This window comes from Pseudomaricurvus alcaniphilus (genome assembly GCF_011440395.1).
Lineage (GTDB): Bacteria > Pseudomonadota > Gammaproteobacteria > Pseudomonadales > Cellvibrionaceae > Pseudomaricurvus > Pseudomaricurvus alcaniphilus.
The window spans coordinates 176,317-199,394 of the sequence record NZ_JAAOIX010000004.1 but is presented as its reverse complement, the minus strand read 5'-3'; the positions used below and the strand labels follow the sequence as shown (position 1 = coordinate 199,394).

General features: G+C 59.3%; 19 protein-coding genes. 13 read left to right on the top strand and 6 right to left on the bottom strand.

Features of this window, described 5'->3' with window-relative positions; all coding sequences use genetic code 11:
• Positions 1-9 precede the first annotated feature (9 nt).
• Complete coding sequence (locus G8764_RS10900; protein ID WP_166164662.1) at positions 10-270, top strand: SlyX family protein; 261 nt, start codon at positions 10-12, stop codon at positions 268-270.
• Between the two features lie 169 nt (positions 271-439).
• On the opposite strand, the gene G8764_RS10895 is transcribed toward G8764_RS10900, so the two are convergent.
• Positions 440-1,894 carry a M48 family metalloprotease gene (locus tag G8764_RS10895; protein ID WP_341806369.1) on the bottom strand — a complete coding sequence of 485 codons (1,455 nt, stop codon included), beginning with the start codon at positions 1,892-1,894 and terminating at the stop codon, positions 440-442.
• A gap of 237 nt (positions 1,895-2,131) precedes the next feature.
• Between G8764_RS10895 and G8764_RS10890 the strand changes: the two genes are divergently transcribed.
• The 5 genes from G8764_RS10890 to aceF all read left to right on the top strand — a co-directional run bounded on the left by G8764_RS10890 (position 2,132) and on the right by aceF (position 11,464).
• On the top strand, positions 2,132-2,350 hold the full coding sequence (locus tag G8764_RS10890; RefSeq protein WP_166164660.1) for a sulfurtransferase TusA family protein: 219 nt from the start codon (positions 2,132-2,134) through the stop codon (positions 2,348-2,350).
• A 12-nt stretch (positions 2,351-2,362) separates the two neighbouring features.
• Complete coding sequence (locus G8764_RS10885; protein WP_166164659.1) at positions 2,363-3,427, top strand: AI-2E family transporter; 1,065 nt, start codon at positions 2,363-2,365, stop codon at positions 3,425-3,427.
• A 145-nt stretch (positions 3,428-3,572) separates the two neighbouring features.
• A complete protein-coding gene (locus G8764_RS10880) occupies positions 3,573-6,452 on the top strand; it encodes an insulinase family protein (RefSeq protein ID WP_166164658.1) in 2,880 nt (959 codons plus the stop codon).
• 318 nt (positions 6,453-6,770) lie between these two features.
• Positions 6,771-9,449 carry a pyruvate dehydrogenase (acetyl-transferring), homodimeric type gene (gene aceE / locus G8764_RS10875; RefSeq protein ID WP_166164657.1) on the top strand — a complete coding sequence of 893 codons (2,679 nt, stop codon included), beginning with the start codon at positions 6,771-6,773 and terminating at the stop codon, positions 9,447-9,449.
• A 29-nt stretch (positions 9,450-9,478) separates the two neighbouring features.
• Complete coding sequence (gene aceF / locus G8764_RS10870) at positions 9,479-11,464, top strand: pyruvate dehydrogenase complex dihydrolipoyllysine-residue acetyltransferase (protein WP_166164656.1); 1,986 nt, start codon at positions 9,479-9,481, stop codon at positions 11,462-11,464.
• 107 nt (positions 11,465-11,571) lie between these two features.
• Here the strand turns inward: aceF and G8764_RS10865 are convergent, their stop codons facing one another.
• The 4 genes from G8764_RS10865 to G8764_RS10850 all read right to left on the bottom strand — a co-directional run bounded on the left by G8764_RS10865 (position 11,572) and on the right by G8764_RS10850 (position 15,192).
• Positions 11,572-12,183, bottom strand: a complete 612-nt coding sequence (locus G8764_RS10865; RefSeq protein ID WP_166164655.1) for a nucleotidyltransferase family protein — start codon at positions 12,181-12,183, stop codon at positions 11,572-11,574.
• 28 nt (positions 12,184-12,211) lie between these two features.
• Positions 12,212-13,267, bottom strand: a complete 1,056-nt coding sequence (locus G8764_RS10860) for an XdhC family protein (protein ID WP_166164654.1) — start codon at positions 13,265-13,267, stop codon at positions 12,212-12,214.
• 52 nt (positions 13,268-13,319) lie between these two features.
• On the bottom strand, positions 13,320-14,540 hold the full coding sequence (locus G8764_RS10855; RefSeq protein WP_166164653.1) for a hypothetical protein: 1,221 nt from the start codon (positions 14,538-14,540) through the stop codon (positions 13,320-13,322).
• Positions 14,541-14,619: 79 nt separating this feature from the next.
• Entirely contained in the window at positions 14,620-15,192 is a 573-nt protein-coding gene (locus G8764_RS10850) for a MiaE family protein (RefSeq protein ID WP_166164652.1), read from the bottom strand.
• Between the two features lie 177 nt (positions 15,193-15,369).
• On the opposite strand from G8764_RS10850, the gene fabV reads away from it, so the two are divergent.
• The 7 genes from fabV to G8764_RS22770 all read left to right on the top strand — a co-directional run bounded on the left by fabV (position 15,370) and on the right by G8764_RS22770 (position 22,444).
• On the top strand, positions 15,370-16,557 hold the full coding sequence (fabV, locus tag G8764_RS10845) for an enoyl-ACP reductase FabV (protein ID WP_166164651.1): 1,188 nt from the start codon (positions 15,370-15,372) through the stop codon (positions 16,555-16,557).
• A gap of 336 nt (positions 16,558-16,893) precedes the next feature.
• On the top strand, positions 16,894-17,784 hold the full coding sequence (locus G8764_RS10840) for an MBL fold metallo-hydrolase (RefSeq protein ID WP_166164650.1): 891 nt from the start codon (positions 16,894-16,896) through the stop codon (positions 17,782-17,784).
• 14 nt (positions 17,785-17,798) lie between these two features.
• The gene (lpxL, locus tag G8764_RS10835) at positions 17,799-18,713 is read left to right on the top strand and encodes an LpxL/LpxP family Kdo(2)-lipid IV(A) lauroyl/palmitoleoyl acyltransferase (protein WP_166164649.1); all 915 of its coding nucleotides are present in this window, start codon (positions 17,799-17,801) and stop codon (positions 18,711-18,713) included.
• Positions 18,714-18,909: 196 nt separating this feature from the next.
• Positions 18,910-19,785, top strand: a complete 876-nt coding sequence (gene dapA / locus G8764_RS10830; protein WP_166164648.1) for a 4-hydroxy-tetrahydrodipicolinate synthase — start codon at positions 18,910-18,912, stop codon at positions 19,783-19,785.
• A 28-nt stretch (positions 19,786-19,813) separates the two neighbouring features.
• Entirely contained in the window at positions 19,814-20,989 is a 1,176-nt protein-coding gene (gene bamC / locus G8764_RS10825) for an outer membrane protein assembly factor BamC (protein ID WP_166164647.1), read from the top strand.
• A 40-nt stretch (positions 20,990-21,029) separates the two neighbouring features.
• Positions 21,030-21,785, top strand: coding sequence for an MBL fold metallo-hydrolase (locus tag G8764_RS10820; RefSeq protein ID WP_166164646.1), 756 nt, complete (start codon positions 21,030-21,032; stop codon positions 21,783-21,785).
• Positions 21,786-22,171: 386 nt separating this feature from the next.
• The gene (locus G8764_RS22770; protein WP_166164645.1) at positions 22,172-22,444 is read left to right on the top strand and encodes a PilZ domain-containing protein; all 273 of its coding nucleotides are present in this window, start codon (positions 22,172-22,174) and stop codon (positions 22,442-22,444) included.
• Between the two features lie 13 nt (positions 22,445-22,457).
• Here G8764_RS22770 and G8764_RS10810 read toward each other — a convergent pair whose 3' ends face one another.
• Positions 22,458-22,985, bottom strand: a complete 528-nt coding sequence (locus G8764_RS10810; protein ID WP_166164644.1) for a leucine-rich repeat domain-containing protein — start codon at positions 22,983-22,985, stop codon at positions 22,458-22,460.
• Positions 22,986-23,078: the final 93 nt, after the last annotated feature.

Below are 23,078 nucleotides of genomic sequence, written 5' to 3'. Positions count from 1 at the left end.
ATGGTTGATATGAAGCGAGACCTTGCGGCACAAGAACTGGACCGGCAGCGGCTGCTGGATTTGCAGCGCGACGTTGAAGATTTACAAGCCCGGCTGGAGTTTCAAGCCGATACTTTGGCGGCGCTGGATAAAGTCGTCACTGAGCAGGATCAATTGCTACTGACCCAGCAGCGACAGCTGTTGCTGCTGGCGGACAAGTTCAGGCAGCTGGAATCCCGGGAGGAACAGGCGCCGGGCAGTGCCGTCGACCAGCCCCCGCCCCACTATTAATCTTTCCTAATTACGCCTATGAATAGGCCAGCTATCGGCGATAGTAAACATATACTCTGTAGCCCTTGGGACAGCAGCTTTGCTCCCCGCCTGGCTCCAGGGACTTGCTTTCAAGACTCGCCGAGGTTCCATATATGCCCAGCCGCACCCATCGCCGGAGGCCAGGGCTCTATAGATCCCGCTCCTGTTGCATCTTGGTCACCTGCTTGAGCTTTTCCTGCAGAATGGCGGTTTTCTGGTAGTTGCCGGCGGTCAGCTTGAGGGCGTTCTGCAGTTGCTGTTGGGCCTTGTCGAACACACCGTTGAGCAGGTAGTACTCGGCCCGGGCTTCGTGCACGCCGAGAATGTTGCCTGCCAGGCCGTGTACTTCTGCCAGCAGGTACCAGACGTAATCGTTTTTCGGCACCCGCCGCACGTGTTTTAACAGCACCTCTTCAGCCAGGGCGTAGCGGCCAGCCTCCATCAGCAGTTCGGCGTAGCGCACATTGTAGGCGTGCAATTGCGGCTGTTGCTGCAAGCCGGCTTTTATAATGGCCAGCGCTTGCTCGAGGTTGCCCGCGGCCGCCTCGATGTCGGCCTGGGCGATCACAAAGGCGGGCTTGTCGGGGTAGTCCCGCAGCAGCGGGGCCAGGGTTTCCCGGGCGCGCTCGGTTTGGTTGCTCTTGGTCAGTGCCAGGGTCAAGCCGTAGCGACTGGCATCGTGGGAGAGGCTCTCGCCGCGCAACTCCTCGGCAAAGCGCTTGACCGAGTCCTGCACAGTCTGGTCGTGCTTGAGGTGAATGCGGGCGCGCATCAGGTGGAAATCCAGGTTGTCGGCGTACTGCTGGCGCGGGTACTTCTGCGCCCGATTGAGGGAATCGGCGATGCGACTCTCGGTTATCGGGTGGGTCAGCAGGAACTCCGGTGGCTTGCGTGTGTAGCGGGTCGATTGCAGCATGCGCTCGAACATCGCCGGCACCGCGTAGGGGTCTTTGCCGGCCTCGACCATGGTCAGCATGCCGATGCGGTCGGCCTCCTGTTCGTTCTGGCGACTGAAGCGCAGCTGGGCATCCAGCGCCGCGGCCTGGGTGACGGTCATGGCGGCCATACCGGCGTCGCCCCCGGCGGTTGCCGCCAGTACCAGGCTGGCCAGCAGGGCGGCCATGGTGGGAATGCTGTTCTGCTGCCTTTTCTCAACCCCGCGGGCGAAGTGGCGCTGGCTCAAGTGGGCCAGTTCGTGGGCCAGCACGGAGGCCAACTGGGCTTCCGTTTCGGCAAACAGGAACAGGCCGGTGTGCACGCCGATCACGCCGCCGGGAACGGCGAAGGCATTCATGGTGGGATTTTCCACCACCACCAGGTCGAGACGCTGGTCCTTCAGCTGGCTGCTTCTGGCCAGCGTGGCGAGCAGGTCTTCAATGTAGGAGTGCAGCAAGGGGTCGGAGGAGACCGGCACCCGGCTGCGATAGGCGCGCAACCAACTCTGGCCGAGCTGGTATTCCTGTTGTGGCGAGACGATCGCCGATGAGGCGTCTCCCAGCTCTGGCAGGTTGAGGCCAGCCGCCCGTGTGCCGACACTGGCCCAGCCGAGCAGGAGAAGTGTCAGGAAAAGGGTGGCGCTGCGGTATTGACGACTGTTAAACACAAATAGATTGCCTGGCAAAAGTGCTGCTAACTCTATCGCAGTTAATGCTTTGGCTCCACACCTGTGCCCAACTGCAAGTAAATTGGAAGTTTTAGCGGCTGCCTATTGTCGAACGGAGACGCGTCCTACATTATACGTAGCCGATGGATATAGACCCCGAATTGGCGGAGAAAGTCCGTGCCGACGTGTTTGCCATAAATCTGACCAGATATTTGAGTTGCGATAATCAGCTGTTTTATGCAGGAATTGGATGCCAGGGGCTTGCAGTGCCCTCTACCTTTGTTAAAAGCCAAACAGGCCTTGAATCAACTGTCGGCGGGAGAGCGTCTGCGGGTGATGGCCACCGACCCGGGCTCGCGCAGGGACTTTGCCACCTTTGCCAGGCTCAGCGGGCATGAGTTGTTGCAGAGCACGGTGGTGGACGGGGTTTATTTGTATGTGTTGCAAAAGGTTTAGGGAGTTGTATTGATGTTGCGCGTAATCAGGGGCTGGGTGGATCGCTACTTCGGCGAGGAAGAGGCGGTGTTGCTGGCGCTGCTGCTGATTGGCAGCATGGCGGTTATTCTCACCATGGGCAATATTCTCGCCCCGGCCATTACCGGCCTGATCGTCGCCTTTCTGCTGGAAGGGCTGGTGGATAAAATGACGACCTGGCGTTTGCCGCGTTGGTTGGCGGTGGCAATCGTCACCTTGTTGTTAATGACCCTGCTGGCGATTTTCTTCTTCTACCTGATGCCGGTGCTGTGGCAGCAAATGGCGCGCCTGGTGGGTGAAATTCCGCGTATGTTGACCGAGTGGCAACAGCTAATGCTGTTATTGCCGCAAAAATATCCGCAACTGGTGAGCGAGCAGCAAGTGCGCGAGATAATGAACTCCGTCGGCAGTGAATTGCGTACTTTAGGCCAGGGGGTCCTGACCTTTTCGGTGGCAAACTTGCCGGTTCTGTTGGGGGTGCTGATCTATATGATACTTCTGCCCATTCTGGTGTTTTTTTTCCTCAAGGACAGCGACCAGATATTGCGCTGGTTGGGGTCTTTCCTGCCCAGCCGGCGGCCGGTGATGAACCGCATTTGGCAGGAAATGAACGATCAGGTTACCAACTACGTGCGCGGCAAAGTGATCGAAATCCTGCTGGTGGGGATTGTCTCCTACGTATCCTTTTTTATTCTCGGTCTCAACTACGCCCTGCTGCTGGGGGTAGCGGTGGGCTTTTCGGTGGTGATTCCCTATATTGGTGCCGCAGTCGTTACCATACCGGTGCTGTTGATCGGTTTTTTGCAGTGGGGCATCGGCAGTGACTTTTATGCGCTGTTGATTGTCTATGCCATTATCCAGGCACTGGATGGTAATGTGCTGGTGCCATTGCTGTTTTCGGAGGCCGTCAATCTGCACCCGGTAGCAATTATTTTGGCGGTATTGGTGTTTGGCGGATTGTGGGGGTTCTGGGGCGTGTTTTTCGCTATCCCCCTGGCCACCCTGGTGAAGGCGGTGTTGAATTCGTGGCCCGTGGCCATCAGGGAAACTTGTCCCTGACCGGTGCTGGAACGGTTGCGGAAACCGGTTTGCCGGCCATTGCGCCCGGGTTGTGCAAAAGACTGTATTAAAGGTAGTGTAATAGGTAGTGCAATAGATAGTGCAATAGATAGTGCAATAGATAGTGCAGAAACAGGAGTAGTTCTTGCGAGTAAATAGGCAAGCCTGGCAGCCGGTGACCTGGTTGCTGGCGTGGGTCGTGATGAGTGGCAGTTTGCTGCTGGCGACAGCTGCGCAGGCAGCGAATATTGAAGTTCACAAGGTTATCAGCAGTGAAAATGACGAGCGGTTGTACCGCTACCTGGTGTTGCCGAACAAGTTGCGGGTGCTGCTGGTTTCCGACGCCGATACCGACAAGGCGGCGGCCTCGCTGGATGTGGGGGTGGGCAGTAACGATGATCCAGTCGAGCGGGAGGGGCTGGCCCACTTTCTTGAACACATGCTGTTTCTGGGCACCAAAAAATACCCTGAGGCGGATGAATACCAGCAGTTTATAGCCTCACACGGCGGCACCCACAACGCCTATACCAGTGGTGAGCACACCAACTATTTCTTTGATGTTGAACATGTGCACCTGGACAGCGCGCTGGACCGGTTCGCCCAATTTTTTATCGCGCCGCTGTTTACCCCGGAGTATGTGGAGCGGGAAAGGCAGGCAGTGCACTCGGAGTTCAGGGCAAAAATCAAGGATGACTATCGGCGCCAGCTGGATGTGTATCGGCAGTTGGCCCGCCCCGAACACCCGCTGGCCAAGTTCAGTGTCGGCAACCTGGAGACACTGGCAGACCGGGAGGGACGGCCGGTGCGGGAGGATTTGCTGCAGTTCTACCGGGACTATTATGTCGCCGGCAATATGACCCTGGTCGTGTTGGGGCGGGAGTCGCTGGATGATTTGCAGGCCATGGTGGTGGATCGCTTTGTCCAGGTCGAGAGCCGGAAGGCCCGGCCCAGGGTTGCCGGTGAAGAGCTGTTTGAGCGCGACCAGTTGCCGCAGCTGGTCAAGGTGAAGCCGCTGCAGGATGCGCGGCGCCTGGCGCTTTCGTTCCCGGTGCCCAGCTCCAGCGCCCTGTATCGCAAGAAGCCACTGCAGTACATCGGCAGCATTATCGGCCACGAAGGTGAAGGCAGCTTGCTGTCGGTATTGAAAAGCAACGGCTGGGCAGAGGGGTTAGGTGCCGGTGGCGACGCCAGCGGTCGCAACCAGGGAACATTCGATATCACCATCCAGTTGACGGAGGAGGGTTTCCGCCAGCAGGAGAAGGTAGTGGCGCTGACCTTTAAAATGATCGGTCTTTTGCAGCAGGACGGTATCGACCGCTGGCGCTACCAGGAGCAGGCGAAGCTGGCAGAAATGGCGTTGCGCTTTGCCGAAGAGCGGGAACCCATTCACACGGTCAGCCGCCTTGCCAGTCAAATGCACGACTACCGACCCGAGGATGTCATCCGCGGTCCCTACGCCTTTGACAGCTTTGACTCCAACCTGATCAAACGATATTTAAGCTATTTGTCGCCGACCAACCTGCTGTGGGTGCTGGTGGCGCCGGAGGTTGAAACCGACCAGGTCTCACCCCTCTACCAGACGCCTTACCGGCTCGAGAAAATGGGCACCACAGCGATCACTGTGCCCCGTGCGCAAACTGCCCGCTTGCAGTTGCCAGGCAAGAACGGGTTTATTCCCGGGCGCCTGGCGGTAAAAGAGATCGTCGACCAGAAGGGCGGTGATAACCCGGTGCTGATCAAGAGCACCGAGCATCTGGACGCCTGGTTTAAGCAGGACCACAAGTTTCGCCAGCCGAAAGCCGATATACGTATCCGGGTCTACTCGGCGCTGGGCGGCAGCGGTGTCAGAGCGGCGGCGATGAGCCAGCTGTACGCCGCGCTGGTCAACGACGCGCTTAATGAATACGCCTACCCGGCCAGCCTGGCGGGCTTGTCATTCAGCGTCCGGGCCAATAGCCGGGGCTTCGATATTGTGCTGTCCGGCTACAACGATCGCCAGGGGTTGCTGTTGAGTCGCATCCTGGATGTTATTCGGCAGGGGCGTTTTGACGCGTCCCGGGTCGAGAACCTCAAACAGGAGTTGCTGCGCAAATGGCGCAACCAAACCCGGCTTACTCCCTATGAGCAACTGTTCCGCAAGTTGCCGGTGCTGCTCTATGCGCCGCTGTGGGATCAGCTGGACATGGCTGACGCGCTGGAGGCAGTGACTGCCACCGAGTTGCACCAGTTCAGTGGCAAGTTGTGGGTGAATTCAAAAATTCAAATGCTGGTGTACGGTAACTTCTTTCGCCAGGAGGCATTGAAGTTTACCTCTATAGTGGAAAACCACTTGTACCGGGAACCGGAGGGCGTGGCGCCGACCATCGCGGCAGCCAGGGTGGCAGACTTGCCGGATGGGCTGCAGCATTATCACCTGCTGACCGATCACCAGGATGTGGCCGCAGTGCTCTATTTACAGGCGCGGGAGGATAAACCGCGCGACCGCGCCGCTATGATGCTTATTCGGCAGATGTTACGCTCCGGTTTTTTCCACCAGCTGAGAACGCAGCAGCAGTTGGGTTATGTGGTATTTTTAAGTGATTTCGAACTCAAGGATGTGGCCGGCAATGTGTTTGTGGCGCAATCTCCCTCGGCCTCACTGAGCGAGGTGATGCGGGCCATCGAGAGGTTTGTGGCGGAATCTGCTGGCGCGGTGGAAGATTTCGAACTCTATCGCCGCGCGGTGCTGGCCGAACTGACAGACGCGCCGAAGAATTTGCAGCAGCAGGCCGAACAGTACTGGTCGGAAATCGTCGCCGGCCATCCCAACTTTGAGCGCCGCACCGATTTGATTGCGGCAGTGCAAAGCCTGACAGCAGAAGAGGTGGCCGAATACAGCCGGGCGATACTGGGCAGTCCCCAGGGCGTGTGGTTGACCGCCGCTGCCGAGCGTAAAGTGGAGGGTTTTTCGCCGCAATTGATGGGATTGGATAAATTTGATTTCAGTCAAATAAAAAACGGTGGTAAGGTCTTTACCTACCGCTGAGAAGAATAAGATGGCGGTGAGTGAGACAGCTCTGCCGGAGAGAGTGCCGGTAGAGTGTCAGTCTGAAAGCAAACAGGTTCTGTAGTAAAGTTACATACTATATATCAAATATTGCCTTAATAATTATGGGTTTAGGGGAATTTCTAAAATTTCACCCGGTCCGGCTTGTATTTCTACAGGCAAATATGTAAAAATACTACAAACCATTTCAAGGTCGAGCTTTGCCTCGGCGTGCGCCTGTTATTTGGGTGTAGCAGTATCGGAAGTATTGGTCTTAAAAAAACAACTTCAATCATTGGTTCAAGCGGGATTGTCATTATGAGTACTGAGGAAAATCGGGCGGTAGAAGACGTAGATGGAATTGAGACCCGTGAGTGGCTGGATGCTTTACAGTCGGTAATTCGTTACGGTGGCAAGGAGAGGGCAGCGTTTTTGATAAAACAGCTGTCTGATCGCGCCACCGACAACGGCGTGCAATTACCTGCGGCAATCACCACTCCTTACTACAACACCATTCCACTCACTGAAGAAAAGCGCATGCCTGGCGACTTGTTCATGGAGCGACGTATCCGCTCCCTGATTCGCTGGAACGCACTGGCTATGGTGATGCGAGCCAATGACAACAACGAGGGGCTGGGCGGTCATATTTCGTCCTTCGCGTCATCGGCAACACTCTACGACGTGGGCTTTAATTACTTTTTCCGCGGCGGTGATGGCGACCAGCAGGGCGATCTTATCTACTACCAGGGTCACTCTTCGCCGGGCATGTACGCCCGCTCATACCTCGAGGGGCGCCTGTCCGAAGAGCAGCTGGATAACTTCCGCCGCGAAGTGGATGGCGATGGCCTGTCTTCTTACCCGCACCCCTGGTTGATGCCCGATTACTGGCAGTTCCCGACTGTCTCCATGGGCTTGGGACCACTCCAGGCCATTTACCAGGCGCACGTTATGCGCTACATGTCAGCCCGCGGTCACGTACCTCGCGGCGACCGCAAAGTGTGGGCGTTCCTCGGCGACGGTGAGTGTGATGAGCCGGAATCTCTGGGTGCCATCTCTCTGGCGGGTCGCGAGCAGCTGGAAAACCTGATCTTTGTGATCAACTGTAACCTGCAGCGTCTCGATGGGCCGGTGCGCGGCAACGGTAAAATTATCCAGGAACTGGAAGGCGTATTCCGCGGCGCTGGCTGGAATGTGATCAAGGTGATCTGGGGTCGTCACTGGGACACTCTGCTGGAGCGCGATAACACCGGATTACTGCAGAAGCGTATGGACGAAGTCTGCGACGGCGAGTTGCAGAACTACAAGGCCAACGGCGGTGCCTATACCCGCAAGCATTTCTTCGGCAAGTATCCGGAGTTGCTGGAGCTGGTCAAAGACCTGAGCGACGAAGACATCATGTATCTCAACCGCGGCGGCCACGACCCGTTCAAGGTCTATGCAGCTTATGCCGAAGCGATGGCCTCCAAGGGCAAGCCCACCGTAATCCTGGCGCAGACCGTCAAGGGCTACGGTATGGGTCAATCGGCGGAAGCGCAGAATGAGACCCACTCGGTGAAGAAGCTGGACCTGGAGAGCCTGAAACGCTTCCGCGACCGTTTTGGCATCCCGATCTCCGACGAAGAATTGAAAAACGTGCCTTACTACCGTCCGGCGCCCGACAGCCCGGAAATGGTGTACATGCGCAAGCGGCGCGAGGCGTTGAACGGTTACCTGCCGGCGCGCAAAGCGGATTTCCCGGCCCTGACTACCCCGGAGCTCGATGCGTTTAAAGCCCATTTGAAGGGCACTGGTGAGCGTGAAATCTCCACCACCATGGCGTTCGTGCGAATTCTGTCGGCGCTGGTGAAAGACAAGAACCTGGGTGAGCGAGTGGTGCCGATTGTACCGGACGAAGCGCGTACCTTCGGTATGGAAGGTATGTTCCGCCAATTGGGGATTTACTCTTCGGCGGGGCAGAAGTACACCCCCCATGACCATGACCAGATCATGTTCTACAAGGAGAGCAAGCAGGGCCAGATCATGGAGGAAGGCATCAATGAAGCCGGCGCCATGTCAGCCTGGATTGCGGCCGCCACAGCTTACAGCAATAGCGCTTGCCCATTGATCCCGTTCTATATTTACTACTCCATGTTCGGCTTCCAGCGCATAGGCGATTTGGCTTGGGCTGCCGGCGATAGCCAGGCGAGGGGCTTCCTGATCGGGGCAACGGCCGGGCGTACCACGCTCAATGGCGAGGGTCTGCAGCACCAGGATGGCCACAGCCATATCCTGGCCAACACCATCCCCAACTGCCGCACCTATGACCCCACCTACAATTACGAGTTGGCGGTGATCATTCAGGACGGTATCAAGCGGATGTTTGGCGAGAAGGAAAACTGCTTCTACTACATCACCACTATGAATGAGAACTACCAGCATCCGGAAATGCCGACGGGTGTGGAAGAGGGCATCATCAAGGGTATGTACCTGCTGCGCGAAGGCAAGAAGACCAAGAAGTCTGAGCTGCGGGTACAATTGCTGGGTGCCGGTTCCATACTGCGTGAGGTGGAAGCCGCGGCGGAAATCCTGCGTGAGGACTACGCCATCGAGTCGGATATCTGGAGCCTGACCAGTGTCAACGAGCTCACCAGGGAAGGTCAGGGTTGCACCCGCCACAACCTGTTGAACCCTACTGCCGAGCCGCGCCAGGCATACATAACCCGGCAATTGGCCGATCGCCAGGGACCTGTAATCGGTGCCACCGACTATATGAAGAACTTCCTCGAGCAGTTGCGTGCATTTATTCCCGGCACCTATGCGGTGCTCGGCACGGATGGCTTTGGTCGCAGTGATACCCGCACCAAGCTGCGTCGCTTCTTTGAGGTCGATCGCCAGTTTGTTGTGTTGGCATCACTCAAGGCGCTGGTTGATGAAGGCAAACTGGAAGCCAGTGTAGTGGCCGATGCTATGGCCAAGTTCGGTATTTCCGCAGACAAGGCAAACCCACTATACAGTTAATCCGGATCACCGGGATTTGAGGAGAGAACGTGGCTATTGAAATAATTCCCGTACCTGATCTGGGTGGTGCGGACAAAGTTGAAGTCATTGAGTTGTGTGTCCAGCCCGGCGATATGGTCGAGGTGGAGCAGTCGCTGGTGGTATTGGAATCGGACAAGGCGTCTATGGAAGTGCCGAGTCCGCTGGCGGGGAAAGTCATTTCCCTGAAGGTCAAGGAGGGGGACTCCCTCTCCGAGGGCGACCAGATTCTGGAACTGGAAGTCGAGGCTGCGGGCGATGCCCCGGCTGAGCCAGTTGCGGCGCCGGCATCCGCTGAAGCTGCGGAGACCACCGCGGCACCGGTGGCGGCGGCAGCGCCCCCGGCAGCCAGTGCGGCCAGCAGCAACGAAACTATTGTTGTCCCTGACCTTGGCGGCGCGGAAGCTGTTGATGTGATCGAGCTGTGTGTGGCGGTCGGTGATACCGTGGCAGAAGGCGACTCGCTGATTGTAGTGGAAAGCGACAAGGCCTCCATGGAAATTCCTGCCTCGGCAGCCGGCAAGGTGCTGGAGTTGAAGGTCGGTGAAGGCGACAAGGTATCCGAGGGCGTTGCTATCGTGGTGCTGGAGGTGGCGCGTGCTGCTGCGCCAGCAGCGGCCGAGCCGGCAGCGGCTCCAAGCACTGCGGCTGAGCCGGCAGCGCCGGTGGCCGAGGCCGAAGTTGCGGACAGCAGCTCAGGCCCGACTGAACAGATCGTCGCAGTGCCCGACCTGGGTGGCAGCGACTCGGTGGATGTTATCGAGCTGTGTGTTGCCGTTGGCGATAGCGTCGCCGAAGGCGACTCGCTGATCGTGGTGGAAAGTGATAAGGCTTCCATGGAGATCCCGGCACCGGCAGCGGGCAAGGTGCTGGAACTCAAGGTGGCCGAGGGCGCCAAGGTGTCTGAAGGCGATGCCATTTTGGTGCTGGAAGTGGCGGGGGCGGCGAAAGCGGCCAAACCCGCAGCGGCAGCACCTGCCCCGGCAGCGGCAGCACCGGCGCCAGCGGCGGCACCTGCCAAAGCAGCTCCGGCGGCCAGTAAGGCCAGCGCTGCAGATACGGTTGTGACCACCGGTGACGCGGACTTATATGCCGGTCCGGCGGTGCGCAAGTTGGCGCGCCAGCTCGGGGTTGACCTGGGCAAGGTGAAGGCGTCGGGCCCGAGGGGACGGTTTACCAAGGACGATGTCCGCGGTTACGTCAAGCAGGTGATTGCCGATGTCGGCAAGGGCAAGGTGGCCGCTGGTGCTGGTACAGGTTCCGGCATTCCGGCCATACCAGCTGTCGACTTCGCCAAGTTTGGCCCGGTCGAGATGCAGAAGCTGAGCAAGATTGCCAAGGTCACGGCGGCCAATATGTCGCGCTCCTGGCTCAACGTCCCCCACGTTACCCAGTTTGACGATGCCGATATCACCGAGCTGGAAGAGTTCCGCAAGTCCATGAAAGCCGAGGCAGAAAAGCGTGGGGTTAAACTGACTCCGCTGCCATTCCTGCTGAAGGCCGCCGCGGCAGCGCTGGTGGCAGAGCCGAGCTTCAATGTCTCCCTGCACTCTGACGGAGAGCACCTGGTGCGCAAGCAGTATGTGCATATCGGAGTGGCAGTGGATACGCCTAACGGCCTGATGGTGCCGGTGATACAGGATGTCGACAAGAAAGGCCTGTGGGAACTGGCGGCTGAGACTACCGAGCTGGCTGGCAAGGCTCGCGCCGGCAAGTTGATGCCGCGGGATATGCAGGGTGGTTGCTTTACCATTTCCAGCCTCGGCGCCATGGGTGGCAACGGCTTTACGCCAATCGTCAACGCACCGGAAGTGGCCATCATGGGTGTCTCTCGGGCGCAGATCAAACCGGTTTGGAACGGCAGTGAATTCGTGCCACGGCAAATGCTGCCGCTGGCCGTTTCCTACGACCACCGGGCGATCAACGGGGCCGACTGCGGTCGCTTCTTCACTTACCTGGTGTCGGTCATCGCCGATATTCGACGTTTGCTGCTCTAACTGGCAAGGGTTGAAGCAGCGGCTATAAACTGCTGCAACTTTTAAAAAAAGGCGCTTATTCCCGGTTGGGGGTAAGCGCCTTTTTTCGTATTGGAGATAGCAGTCTCTCAGTGCAAGTTCGCGTCGGAGGTGCAGTTGAGTTGTGCCAGGGTGGCGCGGGTATCGATGTCGATAGCGGCCTCGGGCAGCGGCACGTCGATTCTGTCGGCGGGGTGTTGCAGCAGCAATTTCCTCGCGCCGCTGTCGCCCTCCAGCTGCAGCAACTCGGCATAGTAGGGCGCCGGAAACAGGGCGGGAATGCCCGGCTTGTTGTGATACCAGGCGCAGCAAATTTTGCCCGGCTGTCGGTGCCAGGCGTCTGTGACTTGCAGCAGATGCGCGCGGGTCAACAGCACCTGGTCAGCGGCGACAAACAACAGGGCCTGGTGGGATTGTGCCAGCCGACTCACCGCCGTGCGGATGGAGGCAGCGATGCCCTCACTCCAGCCGGGATTGCCGAGCACGGTGACCTCACCCAGGGGCAGGCTGCTCTCGATAGCCTGGCGATGGGCTCCCAACACCAGGTAGGTGGTGTTGTCGACGATGCCGCTGCAACTGTCGATGGCGTGCTGGAGCAGACAGGTATCACCCCAGCGCGCCAGTTGTTTGGCGCCGCCAAAACGCCGGCCTGCTCCCGCTGCCAGGATAACCGTGCCCAGTGCGGTGGCCAGGGCAGTCATCGGGCGCTGGCCCCTGCGCGGCAGGTCATCAGACCAGCCCCTGTTGTGCCAGCGTTTGGTGGCATTGGGCCAGCACTGACAGGGCGACGGATTCGGGCAGGTCGCCGCCGATATCAAACCCCATCGGTCCGTGAATGAGTTGGCAGAAGGGTTCGCTGCCGCGCAGGCCGGCCAGCTCGAACACGGTCTGTTTGCGCTGTTGCGGCCCCAGCAAACCGACATAGCGCAGCGAATCGGCCCGCTGCAGTTGCCGCAACCAGGCGGCGTCGGTGTCCAGGTTGTGGGTCATGACAAGGGCGGCATCGGCGCTGATTGGTTCCGGCAATTGCGTCGGTGGCAGCTGGATAAAGCGCGCGGCGTTGGGAAACTTCTGCCGCCTGGCATTGGTCAGGCGATGGTCGGCGATAGTCACCTGCCAGCCCAGCATAGCGGCGATGCGGGCGATGGGCTGGGCATCCATGCCGCCGCCCAGCAGCCACAGTTGCACCGGTGGCAGGTGCCGGGTCAATGACCACTGGCGTTCGTCGCCGTTGAGAAGCTGGTGTTTGGCCGGCTCGATGTCGCTCAGCTTGGGCAGGCTCACACTGCCCGAGCTGGCCAGTAGCGCAAGATTTTCATCCAGCAGCGCCAGGCCACTGAGCTCGGCCGGCTCCGGGCTCTGGAAGCAGTGCAGCAAGTGGGATGGCTGGCCCCGTTGCAGGCGCTGGTAAAGCGTCGCCAGGATTTGCCGGTGGGGGGCGGGCAGCTGCTGGATCAAGACCGTGATGCGGCCGTTGCAGCCCAGTCCCAGTTCGACGGCGATATTGTCTTCTTCAGTGCTGTCGTAGACCACCAGATCCGGTCGGCCCAGCGCCATGACTTTGCGCGCACGCAGCTGGATATCGGCTTCCAGGCAGCCGCCGCTGAGCAGGCCGCTGGTGTGGCCCAGCGGATCGACCAGCATCATGGCGCCGGCTTTGCGGTAGCTGGAGCGGTACCTGGCAACGATGGTGGCGCTGCACCAATCCTCGTCGGCCGGTGCCGCCAGGTAGCGGCGCAGGAGGCTGAACAGGCTGGCGTTGTCGCTGGTCGGGTCGATGAGCATGGAGACGGGTCTTTCGCAGTTATGGCCGGTTCTGGTGTGTGCCCAGTGTACCTTAAATCGAAGTGCCCCGGTGACCTGGCAGTGGTGGCAATGGTTGCGGCGGGAAGCCGTTGCACTCCAGCGCGTGGATAAATTTGAGGGTGCGGAAGGCGTCGAACCAGTGGTGAAAATGCTGCACTCGCCAGGCGCCGTCGGTGGACTGGTTGAGGTGCCGCCAGCAGGTATCGATGCCCAGGGTTTGCAGTGCCACTCGACTGGCGGGGTGCAGGTCGAGGTGAAGTAACGGGTCGCCGGCGATAGCCGTGCCGGCGCTGTGGCGGAGGTAATTTTGCGCCGCGCTCAACCAGTGCTTGAGCTCGATAAATACCTGCGGGTTATAGCTGCGGCAGGGCTCGCCCTGCTGCAGTTGCTCCAGTATGCGCGCGCTGGCCGGGCCGGTGCCAAACGGCACCCGCCGGGACAGGCGCGGCTGCAATTCTACGCAGGCGGACAAGGCCTCGACCCGGCCCAGCTTGGCCAGTTTGTTGAGCAGGTAGAAATCCTCCCCGCCGGCGCGCTTGGGAAACCCGCGGGCCTGGCAATAGGCCCGGCAGTGAAAGGCGAGGATACTGCCGATGGTGTAGAAGGCGTAGGGTGACCCGGCCCGGCGCAAGCCCTCGGTGTAGTTGCGCAGGTGCAGTTCGTAATAGCGGGTGGCCAGGGCGATGTCGCTGCCGTCGTCGCGGTGACTGAAGGCGTAGCAGGCGGCGGCGCTGTCCGCCGTCAGTGCATCGCTCTGGCGCAAGTAAGCTGGGGGCCAGTGAGCATCGGCGTCGCTGCTGTGAATCCAGGGTGAATCAATCTGGCCCCTGTGAACCAGCGCGGCGGCCAGGTCGGAACCCAGTTTGCGCGCCAGTCCCACGCCCTGGCGAGCCGGGATCGGCCGGTTGTGACGATCGACCAGTAATACCCCACAGCGGCCGTCGCCATGCAGGCTCAGGGATCCTGCCGGGTTGCGCCAGAGGGCTGGCAGCTCGGCTGCAACAACGTCCATCAGGCGCTGGTTTTGTTCGCAACTGGCAACAGAGTCGGGCCGGTTGACGACGATAATCGCCAGCGCCCGGTGGTCGGGCAGGGTGTTGGCCAGGAGTCGCTGCAGGAACTCCGGCGACTCGTCGAAAGCCGGCACCACCAGGCCGTAGGCGAAACGACAGTGCGCCGGCCAGTCCTGCAGCTGCCGGACTTCCGGCTCGGCGTAGCTGTGCAGGTACTTGTCGGTGGCGGTGCGGCTCATAATTGCCTGGGTTCTTTGCTTTGCCTGTGTACTTTGCTTTGCCTGTATACTTTGCTTTGCTTGATTGCTGGCGCCACGCTCAGTGCAGTGCCGCCCGCACAGGCAAACCGCTGGCGATCGCCGCCTCGATGTCGAGTAGTTCATCCAGACGCTGCTGAATGGTGGCGGCGGGAAAGTACAGCGCCGCAAGGTCGGTAAACAGGGTGTGGTGTTTGGCCTCAGACCGGGCAATCAATCGGTAGAAATCCTGCAGTTTGCCGGCCGGCAGCGCCTCTCCAACCAGGCCAAAGCGCTCGCAGCCGCGGGCTTCGATAATAGCCCCGGTGAGCAAACGATCGAGAAAATAGGGTTCCTTGCCCTTGCGCATGGCCTGCCGGAATTGATTGATGTAGGGGTCTTTTTCATCAGCGCCCAGCTGCAGCCCGCGCTCGGTCATGATTTTGACCACTTCGCGGAAGTGGGTCATCTCTTCGATCGACAGGTCGATCATGACTTTTACCAGCGCAGTTCGATCCGGGTAGTGAGAGAGCATGGAGATGGCCATGCCAGAAGCTTTCTTTTCCGCGGCGGCGTGATCGACCAGAAACAGATCCATATTGTCGATCACGGTTGCCGTCCAGCGAGCGCTGGTTTGATAACGTAAGGTAAGCATGTGCAGTCAAAACTGTCCTGTTGGCGAATCCGGGGGGCATTATAAGGAAAAGCGGGGGCGGTTTCGTGTTTTTATCGGTGTCATATCCATGCGCGAACATTATAATAGCCGGCAATCGGTCGCCGTTTGGGCGGCTTGCCCACAGGTTTCGATATTTAATTGCAACGGGACAAACTGATGATTATTAAGCCTAAAGTTCGTGGATTCATCTGTACTACCGCTCATCCCCAGGGTTGCGCTGCCAATGTGCAGAGCCAAATCGAGTTTATTAAAGACAAGGGTGCCATTGCCGGCGCCCCGAAGAATGTCCTCGTCATCGGTTGCTCCAATGGCTATGGCCTGGCATCGCGTATTACTGCTGCCTTTGGTGGCGGCGCCAATACCCTGGGCGTGTGCTTTGAAAAACCGCCCACGGACAAGCGAACCGCTTCTGCCGGCTATTACAACACTGCCGCCTTTGAGCAAATAGCTCGCGACGAAGGTCTGTACGCGGAGACCATCAATGGCGATGCGTTTTCCAATGAGTGCAAGGACAAGGCCATAGCCCTGGCGCAAGCCAATATGGGCAAGATTGACCTGATCGTTTACAGCCTGGGTGCGCCGCGGCGCCAGGACCCGATCACCGGCGAGCTCTACACCAGTACCCTGAAGCCCATCAACAAGGGCTACACCGCCAAGAACCTCAACACCGACTCCCTCACGATCACCGATATCACCGTGGAGCCGGCCACCCAGGAAGAAATCGATCACACCGTCAAGGTCATGGGTGGAGAGGACTGGGAGCTGTGGATCAAGGCGCTGAAGCAAGCGGATGTGCTGGCGGACGGCTGTAACACCGTGTCCTACACCTACCTGGGGGACAAGCTGACCTGGCCAATCTATGGGCACGCCACCATCGGCAAGGCCAAGGAAGACCTGGATCGCGCCGCCAAAGCCATCAATGCAGAGCTGCAAGACATCAATGGCAAGGCTAATGTCGCTGTTTTGAAAGCCCTGGTGACCCAGTCCAGTTCGGCGATTCCGATTATGCCACTGTACATTTCACTGCTGTATAAGGTAATGAAAGAAGAGGGTACCCACGAGGGCTGTATCCAGCAGCTCTACCGGCTCTTCACCGAGGGGCTGTACAGCGACTCGCCGCGTCTCGATGACAGCAATCGCTACCGCATGGACGACCTGGAAATGAAAGCCGAAGTACAGGCCAAGGTGGAAGAGTTGTGGCCACAGGTGACCGAGGAAAACCTGTTTCAGCTGACGGATTACAAGAGTTATCACGAGGATTTCCTGCGTCTGTTCGGTTTCGGCTGGGAGGGCGTTGACTACGAGGCGGACGTCAGTCCCATGGTCGAGGCGGACTTCAAGTAGCCCGCAAGAACTGCAGTAATCTTTAACGAGCGGCCGACATGTGCGGCCGCTCGACGTTTATCGCTCTGTTTTATACGACTGGAATCGAATGGCACTTGCTTGAGTTGCGAACGACCCGGCGAGTCATTCCCGCGCAGGCGGGAATCCAGGGGTTCAGGAGCTGGCGTTATATGGATCCCGAGACGCTGGATCTTCGCCTGCGCGGAGATGTCGGTCTGAAGTAAGTGCCACTCCTGCCGGAATCTTTTTATCTGCAGTTACGGTTGCGACTATCGCGGCGCCGTATTGCATTCATTGATCAGGCTAGTGCCAGGGAGTAGCGAGGAGGTATAGCCCATGGCCGATCTGCACACCACGCTGGTGCATTTCGATATCCTTTACGACCAGCCGGTGCGGCTGTCGCCGCTGGTGCAGCGCATTACCGCCAATAATCCCAGCCCGTTTACTGGCGCCGGTACCAATACCTACCTGGTGGGGACTGACCGCTTTACGGTGATTGACCCGGGTCCGGCGGAGCCCGAGCATATCGACGCAATTCTGGCCGCCACCGGCGGCAAAATCGATTACGTGTTTGCCACTCATGCTCACGAGGACCACTCGCCGGCGGCACTGCCACTGGTGCAGGCTACCGGCGCGCAGATGATGGGGTTGCAGGTGGTCAGCGACAGCGAGTCGCTGGATCACACTTTTACCCCGGCCCGGTCGCTGCAGGAGGGGGAGGTGGTTTCTGTGGGGGAGTGTGACCTGCGGGTCATCGCCACCCCTGGCCATTTGCATCAACACCTGAGTTTTTTACTGCCACAGGAACAGTTGCTTTTTGCCGGCGACCATATTATGCAGGGCGCCTCGGTGGTGATTATTCCAGAGCACGGCGGCTGCATGGTGGATTATCTGGACTCCCTGATGAAGTTGAAAGGGATAGGCATCCAGCACCTGGCACCGGCCCATGGACACCTGTTGTCCGATCCCGACCGGGTGTTGCAAGAGCTGCACGATCATCGCCTCGCCCGGGAGCGCATGATAGTCGATGCCCTGCGCACCCTGAAAAAGGCCACCACTGCCCAATTGGCGCCGCTGGTGTACCCGGATGTCGCCGGTGATTTGGTGCACGGCACCTATATGGCTCTCGCTGCCCACCTGCACAAACTGGTGCACGACGGCGTCGCCAGTCGCCACTGGGAGAAACACTGGTTGCTGGGTGAGGTGGTTTGGGAGTGGGTTGAATAGGGCGATTGTCTGACATGGAAAAACCGCAATTTGGTTGGGCACTGTTGCACCCGCGCTACTGGTTTTTGTGGCTGGCTCTCGGGCTGTGGTGGCTGGTGGTGCAGTTGCCCTATCCGCTGCTGGTCATGCTGGCACGTCTGCTGGGGCCGATCTTGCAGCGCCTTGGCAAGTCGCGCCGCAAGGTGATCGCCGCTAACTTGCGCCTCTGTTTTCCCGAGCTGAGCGCGGCGCAGCGCGAGGCTATGTTGCGGGCAAACTTCTTTTCCGTGGCCATGGCGCTGTTTGAAACCGGCATGGCGTGGTTTTGGCCGCGCTGGCGCCTGCGGCGCATCTACCGTATCAGTGGCCTGGAGCACTTGCCGGAGCAGCCCGGGCAGGGAGTGATCCTGATGGCCATGCACTTTACTACCCTCGATATCGGTGCCGCCTTTATGAACCAGGAGCGGCAGGTGACGGGGATGTACCGCCCCCATAAAAATGCCGTCTACGACTATGTGCAGCGCCGGGGGCGGGAGCGGCACTGGCGCGACTGCCGGGCCATCACTCGCAAGGATGTGCGCGGTATGCTGCGGGCGCTGCGCCAGCGCAGTATTGTCTGGTACGCGCCGGACCAGGATTACGGTCCCAAACAGAGTGTCTTCGTGCCCTTCTTCGGGGTGCCGGCGGCCACGGTGACAGCCACGGCCAAGTTTGCCGAGCTCGGCCGGGCGCAGGTAATACCCTTTGTGCAACGGCGCCTGCCCGGCTTCGGCGGCTACCAGGTGACGGTCTACCCACCGCTGCAGGGCTTTCCCTGCGGTGATGAGGCGGCCGACGCAACCTTTATCAATCAGTTTGTCGAGGCGCGGGTGCGGGAGCAACCCGAGCAGTACCTGTGGGCGCACCGGCGCTTCAAGACTCGCCCGCCCGGTGAGCCGCCCCTGTATTGACGGCAGGCGCTATTGAAGATGCCGGCTATTGCAGGCACACGGGGCTGCAAGTGGCGACCGGCGCGGGCCAGCGCCCCGCAGCTAGCGCCCACCCTTCATAACCAGCCAATAAAAGAAAAGCAACAGGGAACTTGTGTCGGCGCGGGGGCGTCAGTACCATTACGCCTTTGCGCAACACCCCACTCGGAGACAATGCATGATTCAAGGTAGTATGGTCGCTCTCGTGACGCCGATGACAGCTGCTAATGAGCTGGACTGGAGCGGCCTGGAAAAACTGGTTGAGTGGCATATAGAGAGGGGCACCCATGCCATTGTCGCCGTGGGCACCTCCGGTGAATCCGCGACCCTGGATGTGGGGGAGCACTTGCAGGTCATTACCCGAGTGGTTGAACAGGTCAACGGCCGCGTGCCGGTGATTGCTGGCACCGGCGCCAACTCCACTTCGGAGGCCATCGAATTGACCCGCTCGGCCAAGGCGGCCGGCGCCGACGCCTGTCTCTCCGTAACCCCCTATTACAACCGCCCTACCCAGGAGGGCCTGTACCTGCATCACAAGGCCATTGCCGAGGCGGTGGCCCTGCCGCAACTGCTGTACAACGTGCCCGCCAGGACGGGGGTGGATATGTTGCCGGCAACGGTGCAGCGGCTCAGCCGGGTGGATAATATCATCGGCATGAAGGAAGCCACCGGCGATCTCAAGCGCGCCGCCTGGCTGATTGAAAACTGCGGCGACGACTTCCTGGTATTGTCCGGCGACGATATCACCGCGGTGGAATTGATGATTCTCGGTGGCAAGGGCAATATCAGCGTCACGGCCAACGTTGCACCGGCAGAGGTGGCGCGCATGTGTGAGCTGGCCATCGGCGGCGAGGCGGACGCGGCCCGCGCCATCAATAAAAAGTTGATGCCGGTGCACAATGCCATGTTCCTGGAGTCCAATCCGATCCCGGTAAAGTGGGCGGTGGCACAGTTGGGCCTGATCGACTCCGGTATTCGCCTGCCCCTGACGCCGCTGGCGCCCCAGTACCACCAGCAAGTCCGCGCCGCCCTGGAAGGGGCCGGCCTGCTGTAAGCACACCAACTTATAACGATGAAAACTTATGAATAATCGATTTTTGCTGCGCATGTCCGCGCTAGTGGCGGTAGGCCTGATGACCGGCTGCAGCTCCATGTTTGGGCCCGAGGGCTATTTCCGCGATCGCGGTGACGACTACCTGAAAGCGGATGTAATGCCGCCAATGGTGGTGCCGGCGGGGGTAGAGCAGCGCGAAGTCGACCAGTTGTATGTGATTCCGGAAATTAGCAGCGAAGCAGAGCTGGCCACTAATTTCCAGGTGCCGCGGCCGCAAAGCCTGTCGGAAAATGCCTTTACAGACCGGGTGAAAATCCAGAAGCTGGACGACAAGCGCTGGATCCTGGTCAGTGCTTCTCCGGCGGAAGTTTGGCCCCAGGTGCGGGGTTTCCTGTCGCGCAATAACCTCGAGGTGGTGTACACAGATGCCGCCACCGGGATTATCGAGACCGGCTGGTTGCGTTTCGTCAACGATGATAAGACTCAGAATAAATACCGCATGCGCATCGAGCAGGGTATTCAGCCTGACAGCACGGAGATCCATGTATTGCACCTGAGTGTCGATAGCAGCGCCGGCAGCAATCGCAACGTGCAGTGGCCGCAGCGGTCCTCCAATCCCGAGCGCGAGAACTGGATGGTGGATGAATTGGCCGGGGTTATCGCCAGCGATACCTCGGGCAGCCAGGCCGCCTCCCTGTTGGCGCAATCCATTGGCTTTAGCAGCAAGGTGGTGCTCGATACCGAGGGTGCAGAGCCGGTGTTGCGCTTGAACGTGGACCGGGCCCGGGCCCTGGCAACGGTTACTCATGCGCTCAACCAGGGCGGCTTTATCCTCTGGGAGCAAGAGGCGAGATTCGGTGTGTTTTATGTGACCTATGATGAAAACGCCGCCGACAAAGAGGAAGAGCCCGGGTTTTTCGGGCGCCTGTTCGGTGGCGACAAGAAGGTTATTCCAGCGCCGCCCTACAGCCTGGCGGACATTCTCGCCAACCTGCAACTGGAAGATACGGAGCTCAACCGTCGTATCTTTGCCGGTCGGGGCAGTAACCCCGGCCAGGTGCTGAGCAAGGTGCCCGGCTATTTATTGGTTGCCCACAGCGAAAACCAGGGCGTGGCCGTGAGAATTCGGGATGGCTACGGCCGCACCCTGGGGAAAAACGAGGCGAAACACTTGCTGGCGGTGGTCCGGCAGAATTTGATCTAGCGGGCGCGCTGGCAGTGGCTGGGGCAGAGGCACTAGGGCTATGAAATTTGCGTCGCTGGGCAGCGGCAGCAAGGGCAACGGCACGCTGGTCGAGTGGCAGGACCAGTTGATCCTTATCGATTGCGGTTTCACCATCAAGGAGGTGGAGCGGCGGCTGGCCCTGCTGCAGCGCTCGCCCGGTGATATCAGCGCCATTCTGGTGACCCACGAGCACGGCGATCACCTTAAAGGGGTGGCGCCACTGGCGCGCAAGTACGGTTTGCCGGTGTATATGACCCCGGGCACTTTTCGCAGCCGCAACCTCGGCGCCCTGCCGCGCTTGCACCTGATCGAGGGCTATCGCAGCTTCCAGTTGGGCGGTGTCTCGGTGCAGCCGGTCGCGGTTCCCCACGACGCCCGGGAGCCGGCCCAGTTCGTGCTGACCGCCGGCGGCAAGCGGCTCGGGGTGCTCACCGATTTGGGCAATATCAGCGCCCATGTGGAGGCCCACTACCAGAATTGCCACGGCCTCTTGCTGGAGGCCAATCACGATTTGGATATGCTCGCCCGCGGCCCCTATCCGGCCTCGTTAAAGCGGCGTGTAGGCGGGCCCTGGGGGCACCTCAATAACCAGCAGACCGCGGCCTTTCTGGCGGGCGTCGATCGCGACTGCTTGCAAACCCTGGTGGTCGGCCATATCAGCCAGCAGAACAATTGCCCGCACAAGGCCCGGGAGGCGCTGGCGGCAGTGACCGCCGGTATTAAACAAGTTGAATTTGCCTGCCAGGACGAAGGGTTCGGTTGGCTGGCTGTGTAGCGGGTACCACATTTTTGTCCACACTGCCAAATGATCTTTGTAAATTTATTCTCTGGCCTTGCATTTTTTATAAGTTCGGGCGAAAAATACTTAACTTATTGATATTTATAGAAATATAGAACTTGTCTAAAAAGTGCGCAACCAGCGCCGGGTGGCGAGACAAGGCGGGTTGGCAAACATACGCAAAGCTCATGCACAGACTTATCCACAGCTTCTGTGGGTAAGTGGGGCCGCCAGCCGTCTCCCTGTATGGGCGCCGGGGCGCTGCCGGCATCGGTTGCAATACTCCAGCGCAGTCAGCGCCAGGGATATCGACAGGGCGAGTTGTCTTCACCGACAACTGTAACTATTCTAAAAGGGAAGATAATCCCAAAGGAGTGCAGCAAGTGGATGAGCGCCGCAGGTTTGAGCGCACCCCGACCTCGATCCGGGTTGAGATGACCCATCCTTCCTTCGGCACAATTGTTGGCTTTGCCCGGGATATATCCGACGGGGGAGCATCGGTGTTGGTTGAGCACTGCCAGATTCCCCCGGCTGGAACTGTGGTGGACGTAATGTTCAAGAAAGTGGTTGGGCCGATAAATTCGGAGCCGGTAAAAATGCAGATCATGCATCAGCACCGCAATGTCATCGGCTTGATGTTCAAGCCCGCTGGCTGATGGCGGGCACCGGTTAATCTTTTCGACACTGTTGGGGTACGCGCAGTTGACCGTTAAAAGACTGCTTCAGTTGCAGCACATCCGCGCAAGCCAGGCCCGGGTTGCTGTCGAGGTCGACCAGGGTCAGGTTGGGTAGCTGCAACAATTCGGCGGCGCTGACCAGCCGATTATCGTTGAGCAACAATATTTTCAGGCGAAAATGGAATTTTAGCGGTTCTATCGACGTCAACTGGTTGTTGCCCAGGTTCAACTCGGTCAGGTGCTGGAATTGCTCCAGTCCGGCGAGACTGGTTATGCCCGCGTGGGTGCAGCTGAGGCGGGTTACCTGGTTGCTGGCGGTGTGGCGATTGTCCTCGATAGTCTGGTCCAGGCAGTCCTTCAACTTGCGGTCTTCCACCTGGAAGTCGGTAAACAGGCTTGGCGGCGAGTACACCACAGTTTCGTTGACTGTCATCTGGTAACGGCTGCAGCCGGCCAGGCTGAGCAGGGCGGCGACAGGCAGCAGGGCGATCAGGCGCAGTCGGCGCCGGGTGATTGTCATACGGATGGGTCCGGTAGCTGGAAAAGTGTGCCGAGTTTAGAGGTATTGGCTGTCGCGAAACAAGGGCAGTAAACGAAACAGTAGATTCAAATG